This is a genomic window from Frankia sp. CgJB1 (assembly GCF_977947065.1).
The window spans coordinates 1-6,470 of record NZ_CDWTNB010000212.1; the positions used below are offsets into that span (position 1 = coordinate 1).

General features: G+C 70.9%; 10 protein-coding genes and 1 pseudogene. 6 read left to right on the plus strand and 5 right to left on the minus strand.

Going from position 1 to position 6,470, the window contains the following annotated elements:
- Nucleotides 1-51: 51 nt before the first annotated feature.
- Nucleotides 52-669, plus strand: coding sequence for a hypothetical protein (locus tag AC08OT_RS18205; protein ID WP_476603089.1), 618 nt, complete (start codon nucleotides 52-54; stop codon nucleotides 667-669).
- A gap of 109 nt (nucleotides 670-778) precedes the next feature.
- Here AC08OT_RS18205 and AC08OT_RS18210 read toward each other — a convergent pair whose 3' ends face one another.
- From AC08OT_RS18210 to AC08OT_RS18220, 3 genes are read right to left on the minus strand one after another with little or no spacing between them, the layout of a single operon-like run.
- Nucleotides 779-901 (minus strand): hypothetical protein, encoded by a 123-nt coding sequence (locus AC08OT_RS18210; RefSeq protein ID WP_476594370.1) that lies wholly within the window; start codon nucleotides 899-901, stop codon nucleotides 779-781.
- A gap of 6 nt (nucleotides 902-907) precedes the next feature.
- Complete coding sequence (locus AC08OT_RS18215) at nucleotides 908-1,090, minus strand: hypothetical protein (RefSeq protein ID WP_476594369.1); 183 nt, start codon at nucleotides 1,088-1,090, stop codon at nucleotides 908-910.
- Nucleotides 1,087-1,347: a toxin-antitoxin system HicB family antitoxin gene (locus AC08OT_RS18220; protein ID WP_035911300.1), complete on the minus strand. Its 261-nt coding sequence runs from the start codon at nucleotides 1,345-1,347 to the stop codon at nucleotides 1,087-1,089. Before AC08OT_RS18220 ends, AC08OT_RS18215 begins: the two co-directional genes overlap by 4 nt.
- Before the next feature lie 244 nt (nucleotides 1,348-1,591).
- Here AC08OT_RS18220 and AC08OT_RS18225 point away from each other — a divergent pair, with 244 nt between their 5' ends.
- Complete coding sequence (locus tag AC08OT_RS18225) at nucleotides 1,592-2,473, plus strand: pirin family protein (RefSeq protein ID WP_476603090.1); 882 nt, start codon at nucleotides 1,592-1,594, stop codon at nucleotides 2,471-2,473.
- A 72-nt stretch (nucleotides 2,474-2,545) separates the two neighbouring features.
- Here AC08OT_RS18225 and AC08OT_RS18230 read toward each other — a convergent pair whose 3' ends face one another.
- Together AC08OT_RS18230 and AC08OT_RS18235 are read right to left on the minus strand one after the other, a co-directional pair.
- Complete coding sequence (locus AC08OT_RS18230) at nucleotides 2,546-2,674, minus strand: hypothetical protein (protein ID WP_476594372.1); 129 nt, start codon at nucleotides 2,672-2,674, stop codon at nucleotides 2,546-2,548.
- A gap of 4 nt (nucleotides 2,675-2,678) precedes the next feature.
- Nucleotides 2,679-2,975 (minus strand): annotated as a pseudogene (locus tag AC08OT_RS18235) (DsbA family protein); the annotation flags it as partial.
- Between AC08OT_RS18235 and AC08OT_RS18240 the strand changes: the two are divergent.
- From AC08OT_RS18240 to AC08OT_RS18255, 4 genes are all read left to right on the plus strand, one after another.
- Nucleotides 2,974-3,618: a 5-oxoprolinase subunit PxpA gene (locus AC08OT_RS18240; protein ID WP_476594367.1), complete on the plus strand. Its 645-nt coding sequence runs from the start codon at nucleotides 2,974-2,976 to the stop codon at nucleotides 3,616-3,618. The pseudogene AC08OT_RS18235 and the gene AC08OT_RS18240 overlap by 2 nt on opposite strands.
- Nucleotides 3,585-3,911, plus strand: a complete 327-nt coding sequence (locus tag AC08OT_RS18245; RefSeq protein ID WP_476594366.1) for a LamB/YcsF family protein — start codon at nucleotides 3,585-3,587, stop codon at nucleotides 3,909-3,911. Before AC08OT_RS18240 ends, AC08OT_RS18245 begins: the two co-directional genes overlap by 34 nt.
- Nucleotides 3,911-4,681 (plus strand): 5-oxoprolinase subunit B family protein, encoded by a 771-nt coding sequence (locus tag AC08OT_RS18250; protein WP_476603091.1) that lies wholly within the window; start codon nucleotides 3,911-3,913, stop codon nucleotides 4,679-4,681. Before AC08OT_RS18245 ends, AC08OT_RS18250 begins: the two co-directional genes overlap by 1 nt.
- A gap of 24 nt (nucleotides 4,682-4,705) precedes the next feature.
- A partial coding sequence (locus tag AC08OT_RS18255; RefSeq protein WP_476603092.1) for a CAP domain-containing protein occupies nucleotides 4,706-6,470 on the plus strand: 1,765 nt, incomplete at its 3' end.

Here is a 6,470-nt window from a genome sequence, read left to right on the forward strand (position 1 = left end):
GAGGCAACCACAGGGGAACCCCAAACACAGATCAAATGAGCAACTTATTTAATGAAGATCCCGCGGGCGGAGAAGGAATACGGGCGACGCTACTTCCTCGACCTCACGTCAACCTTCGCCGGCGAATCGATGGTGCAGGTCTGGTGGGGACGTAGCCTGCTCGGCCAGCTGCCACCGATCGCGCTCGCGGCTCGACCGGAGCACGGACCGCGGGTGGTTCTTCTCGGCGGTCGTGCCTGGAAGGTGAATCATGTCGACTGGCGGAGAAGACGAGTCCAGGTCGAACCGAGCCACTACCTAGGCCGGTCCCGGCGGGCCGCCGACGCGTTGGACAAGCTCGGCGCACAGCATTCCTTTGTCACTTTCAGTGACGAGCCGGGCGAACGCACCTACCTCACCCGCGACACCGAGAAGCGGCCGATCTGGTGGACATTTGCCGGGTTCGCGGCCAATTCGGCCCTCGCCTCGGGGCTCGGCGAGCTGGTTGACGCTGACGCGCCGGTCGGCGATCTCAGGCTGCGGCTTTGCCCGCACGTCAACTCCGCCGCGCTACGGACAATGCTCGATGTTACGACCTCGTTGACGTTCTTCCGGCCATCGATGTCGAGGCTGCCGATGGGCTCAAGTTCTCCGCGGCGATTCCCCTCGAACTCGCGATCGAGACGCTAGCCGCACGCCTCACCGATCCATCCGCCGTCCACGCGACGCTGAAGGCAATCATCCGGGAAGAGGCTGCGCCTCCGTCTGGGGGATAGTAGATGCCGGGGTTGCCGTGAGGTCAACGTTCGGGCGTAGCCAAGATCTTGAACAGCATGGTGTTGGCGGTGGTGAGCGTCTGGACGTCGACCCGGCGCAGGCATTCACCCAGGGCGGCCTTGGCCACGAACGTGACCAGGCCCATCACGGCTCACTGCCCCTCCCCCAGGTCGACGCAGAACCCCTCGTCGGTGGCGTGCTCCACGACCAGGGCGACCAGCACGGTCGGCTCGTCGGCGATCTCGTTGTAGACCGTGGAGCTGAGGACCAGCACCGCCTGCGGCGCCGGCCCGATGCCCGCGGTCCAGATCTCACCACGCCGCGGTGGCCTCACCCGGCGGCGTCGGCGAGATTGGGCAGCCCCGACACCGCGAGAGCCCGCTGGTTGGCCTCCCCGAAGGCGAGGGCCGCACCGGCCACCGCCGGGTCGGCCCGCACCCAGGCCCCATGCGCGGCGCAGCGCCGGCGCATGTCCTCGGCGTCAAGCACGCCCTCGACCCAGGCGTTCATCGAGGTGTGCTCGGCCTCGGCGTACCGCTTGACCGCCTCGTAGGCCTCATCCGAGAGCCGGAGCGTGATCGTGCGCGACATGCGCAACATGCTAGCAAGATCTGAATGCTAGCAAGATCTGACAGCAGTATCCGCCACAGCGCGGAACGCATGGTCGCACTATCCGGTCACCAAAATCGACATATTATATGTCCATTCATGTGATTCCGTTGCTCTAACCGGCGGGTCATCTGCCTGGGCGGGACGCGAGCCGTGGAATGTCCGTGGCCCCGACGACGCTGGACTGCGCAGGCATCGTCCTGCCTACCGTGAAGGAGGGTTCACCATGAGGGCCACGCCGTCCTCCCCCGGGTCGTCCACCCCACCGACCGCGGTCCCTTCTACCGCCACACCCCCCTCCGCGGGTCCGCGCCCGCGGCCACAGCCACAGCCGCGGATCGACATTCGCCGGGCGGACGACAGAGCGGCGACGCGCGTCGGCTGGCTCGACTCCCACCATTCCTTCTCGTTCGGCCATCACTACGATCCGTCGAATACCCACCACGGTCTGCTGCTGATGAACAACGACGACACGGTCGCTGCCGGGACCGGGTTCGAGACCCATCCGCACCGGGACATGGAGATCGTCACCTGGGTCCTGCGCGGATCGCTCGTGCACCAGGACTCCACCGGCCACTCCGGCGTCATCTACCCGGGACTCGCGCAGCGGATGAGCGCCGGTCGCGGGATCCTGCACTCGGAGAAGAACGACTCCTGGCGTCTCGACGGCGGCGGGGAGCCGCATGACGAGCCGGTGCATTTCGTCCAGATGTGGGTCGCACCGGACCGCCGGGGCATCGACCCCGGCTACGAGCAGCTGGAGATCGACGACGAGCTGCTACGCGGCGGCCTGGTACCGGTGGCGTCCGGGATGGCCAGGCACCGCGGGCAGAGCGCGATCACGATCAGAAACCGGTTCGCGGCCCTGTGCGCCGCCCGGCTCAGCCCCGGTCGGGACATCAGGCTTCCCGAGGCTCCCTACCTGCACCTGTTCGTGGCGCAGGGCGAGGTGACGCTGGAGGGGACGGGTGTGCTGCGCGCCGGGGACGCGGTCCGGTTCACCGCGACCGGCGGTCAGCGGGTCAGCGCCTCGGCTCCCGCCGAGATCCTGGTCTGGGAGATGCACGCCGACCTGGCCGACCTGTCCGACCTATCCGGTCTGGCATGATCGCGCGGCAGCCGAATTGTGGGGAGCCAGGCACGGTCCAGGGACCGCAGACCGTGCTCAGGTCCCCCAAATTCACCGGCCGACGGCCAGCCGGTCCTGATGGGCGAAGAGCTGGTCGTGCATCTCCCAGAACCGCCCAGGCGCCCCGGCGGCCTCCGCAGCCAGCGCCGCGGTAAGCGCGTAGGGATGGACGTCGAACACCGGAGAAGTGCCGGAAGACCAGCCGGGCCTGCCCCTGCGAGGTCTCGGTGAACTCGTACAGGACGGGAGCCGCCCGGGCGCAGTACGGGCATTCGAAGTCGGCATACTCGACGACGACAACCGGGGCGTCGGCCGGCCCGCGGGAATGGCGGAACGGGCCGATCGGCACCGCGGGAGCGGCGGTCCCGGTCAGGGTGGATCCGGCCAGGTCACGATTATGACCACCCCGTCGCGCCCCCACCCGCCACCGTGCCGACGGGGGCGGATCGCCAGTGCCGAGGTGGTGAACAATTGGCAGCATGGGCGACCAGCGAGATCCCGGCAGGCGGGAGCGACCTCGGCCGGACTGGGCGACCACCGGGGCGGCCGATCCGCCGAACCCGGCCGAGCCACCGCCTCCCGCCGGACAGGCACATCCCGCCGAACAGGCACATCCCGCCGCACCACCGCCTCCGGCGGATCCGCCGCGTCCCCTCGATCTCAACGCCGACCTTGGCGAGGGTTTCGGGGTCTGGCGCCTCACCGAGGATGAAGCCCTGCTCGACCTGGTCACCAGCGCCAACATCGCCTGCGGGTTCCACGCCGGTGACCCCGCGACAATGCGGCGGACGTGCGAGCAGGCGGTCCGCCGCGGAGTCCGCATCGGCGCCCAGGTCAGCTACCGCGACCTCGCCGGCTTCGGTCGCCGCCGCATCGACATGGACCCCGACGATCTACGTGACGACGTCCTTTATCAGCTCGGCGCGCTGGACGCCTTCGCCCGGACGGCCGGCGACCGGGTCCGCTACGTCAAGCTGCACGGCGCCCTCTACAACGCCATCGTCACCGACGAGGAGCAGGCGCAGGCCGTCGTCGAGGTCATCCGCTGCTACGACGCGACGCTGCCGGTCCTGGGCCTGCCCGGATCGGCGTGGTTGCGCGGCGCGCGAGCGAGGCCGGCCTGACCGCGGTCGGCGAGGCGTTCGCCGACCACGCCTACACGGCCGCGGGCACTCTGGTCTCCCGGCGCACGGCCGACGCCGTCCTGCACGATCCCGACGTCGTCGTCGCGCGCGGCGTGCGGATGGCGGTCAAGGGCGTGGTCGTCAGCCGGCAGGGCACACCGGTGGACGTCGGCGCCCGCTCTCTCTGCGTGCACGGGGACACGGCGGGCGCGGTCGAGCTGGTCAGACGGCTACGCCAGGCCCTGCTCGACGCGGGTGTCCCCCCTGATCCCGTTCAGCTGAGAGGATCGTGATGCGCATCCTGCCCTGCGGCGACGAGGCACTGCTCGTCGAGGTGGCCGGCCTGGCCGAGGCCGAGGCCCTCTACGCGCGGCTGCGGCGGATCGCCCCGGTCGGGATCATCCAACTGGTTCCCGCGGCGCGGACGGTGCTGGTCGCGTTCGATCCCGCGGCGACCGACGCCGGGCGCCTGAGCGCCGCCCTGCTGCGCGCCGCCGGGGCTCAGCCCGGCACGCCCGGTCCCGCGCCGCAGACCGGCCTCGCGCCGCAGACCGGTCCCGATTCCTCGTCCGGCCCCGGGCCGCAGGCCGGTCCCCCGCTCAACCGGGACGTCGTGACGATACCGGTGCGCTACGACGGCCCCGATCTGGCCGAGGTCGCCCGGCTCAGCGGACTGACTCCGGCGCAGGTCGTGGACCGGCACGTACGTGGCGGGCACCGGGTCACGTTCTGTGGCTTCGCTCCCGGCTTCGCCTACATCGCGGGCCTCGACCCGGCGCTGCGCGTGCCACGCCGGGACAGCCCGCGCACCCGGGTCCCCGCGGGCGCGGTCGCCATCGCCGACGAGTTCAGCGGCGTCTACCCGCGGACCTCGCCCGGCGGATGGCGGCTGATTGGCCATACCGACCTGCGGGTCTTCGATCCCGGCCGGGAGCCGCCCGCCGTGCTGGCCCCGGGCACGCGGGTGCGGTTCATCGCCATCGCCATCACCATCGCCATCACCATCGCCGACGCCATCGCCGACGCCATCGCCGACGCCGACGCTGCCCGGTCGGTGTCGTGATCGAAATATCATGATCAAGATTTCATGATCGAAATCGTCGCACCAGGCCCGTTCGCCACGGTCCAGGATCTCGGCCGGCCAGGGCTCGCGCACCTGGGCATCACCCGGTCCGGCGCTGCCGACCGTCGCAGTCTGTTGCTGGCGAACCGGCTCGTCGGCAACGTCGCGACCGCGGCGGCGGTCGAGCTCACCTACGGCGGCCTCATCGCACGGTTCACGGATCCGGCGCTGATCGCGCTGACCGGCGCGCCGTGCCCGCTGGAACTCGCCGGTCGCCAGATCAGCATGTACTCCCCGGTGGACGTGCCCGCCGGCGCGCTGCTGCGGATCGGGGCACCCGATCGGGGCCTGCGCACCTACCTCGGAATTCGCGGGGGAATCAGTGTCCCGCCGGTGCTCGGCTCACGATCGAGTGACACCCTCTCCGGGATCGGTCCGCAACCGCTGACCGCCGGTCGGCAGCTGCCGCCGGCGGCCGACAGCGCGGACCCGCCGACCGTCGACCTCGCCCCGCTCGCCCAGTACCCGGACGAACCGACCCTGCGGGTCCTCGCCGGCCCCCGCAACGACTGGTTCACCGCGGACGCGCTGCCCACGCTGTTCTCCGCGTCCTATGAGGTGACGGCACAGAGCGACCGGGTCGGCGTGCGGCTCGTCGGACCGGCGCCGGATCACCGCGGAGCTACCCTCGGAGGCCTTCGTCACCGGGGGGATCCAGATCCCCCCGGACGGGCGGCCGGTCCTCTTCCTCGTCGACCATCCGGTCACCAGGGGTTATCCCATGCTGGGCGTCGTTGCGTCCGAGGATCTGCACCTGGCCGCGCAATGCCGGCCCGGCCAGCGCATCCGGTTCCGGCCTTACCACGGCTGGACCACAAGATGACAGGCGAGGAGCGCCACCCGCGAAATTCGTTATCTTTGCTCGTATTGCTCCCGGGGGGGAAGACCCGAGGAGGCCTTATGGGTTCGGTTCGATTCACGACCGTCATCGCCGCCGCGTCCGTGGCCGCCCTCGCAGCGGCGCTCACCACGGCCTGCCAGGCGTTTCCCGCCAGCAAGGCAGCGTCGGCGACGCCGTCTACGGGAGCCCGGGCCGACCAGGAGATCACGATCGCCGCGACTCCCATCCCGCCGCACCCGTCCGGGGCGGCGCACACGGAGCTTACCGCGGGGCCGTTCGCCCAACCGACCACGCAGCCGCACCCGGAACCGGTCGCGGAGCCGGCGAGGACATCGCCGACGGCGTCGTCCGGCCTGTCCACGGCCACGGCCACGGCCCCGCTACCGCCACGGACCGACGAACCGCCCGCGGGCCTGCCGGACGATGCCCGCCTGCCGGTTCCGGTGCAGGCGCCCCTCGTCGCACCGGGCACGAGCGCCCCCGCCCCCACCCCCGCTCCGGCTTCGACGCAGACGCCGCCCGTCGCCCCGCCCCGGACCGGCACCGAGGCCGCCGAGGTGGTCCGGTTGACCAATATCGAGCGGGTCCGAGCGGGCTGCGGCGCGCTGACGGTCGACGCCCGGCTGGCAGCCGCGGCGCAGGCGCACAGCGCCGACATGGCGGCGAACGGCTACTTCGGTTACACCGGCAGGGACGGTCGCGGCCTCGACAAGCGGCTGGCCGCCAACGGGTACACCGCCGATCTCATCGGGGAGAACATCGCCGCCGGATCGCTCACCGCGGCTCGGACCGTGCAGATGTGGATGGACAGCGCCGATCGGCGGATAGCCATCCTCACCTGTGCCTTCACCGCCATCGGCGTGGGCTACGCCACCGGCGGCGCGTACG

What these genes read in the sequence shown, in the direction of transcription:
- AC08OT_RS18205 (WP_476603089.1), top strand. Translation starts at nt 52, where the DNA reads ATGAAGATCCCGCGGGCGGAGAAGGAATACGGGCGACGCTACTTCCTC.
- AC08OT_RS18210 (WP_476594370.1), bottom strand. Translation starts at nt 901, where the DNA reads ATGGGCCTGGTCACGTTCGTGGCCAAGGCCGCCCTGGGTGAATGCCTG.
- AC08OT_RS18220 (WP_035911300.1), bottom strand. Translation starts at nt 1,347, where the DNA reads ATGTCGCGCACGATCACGCTCCGGCTCTCGGATGAGGCCTACGAGGCG.
- AC08OT_RS18225 (WP_476603090.1), top strand. Translation starts at nt 1,592, where the DNA reads ATGAGGGCCACGCCGTCCTCCCCCGGGTCGTCCACCCCACCGACCGCG.
- AC08OT_RS18240 (WP_476594367.1), top strand. Translation starts at nt 2,974, where the DNA reads ATGGGCGACCAGCGAGATCCCGGCAGGCGGGAGCGACCTCGGCCGGAC.
- AC08OT_RS18250 (WP_476603091.1), top strand. Translation starts at nt 3,911, where the DNA reads ATGCGCATCCTGCCCTGCGGCGACGAGGCACTGCTCGTCGAGGTGGCC.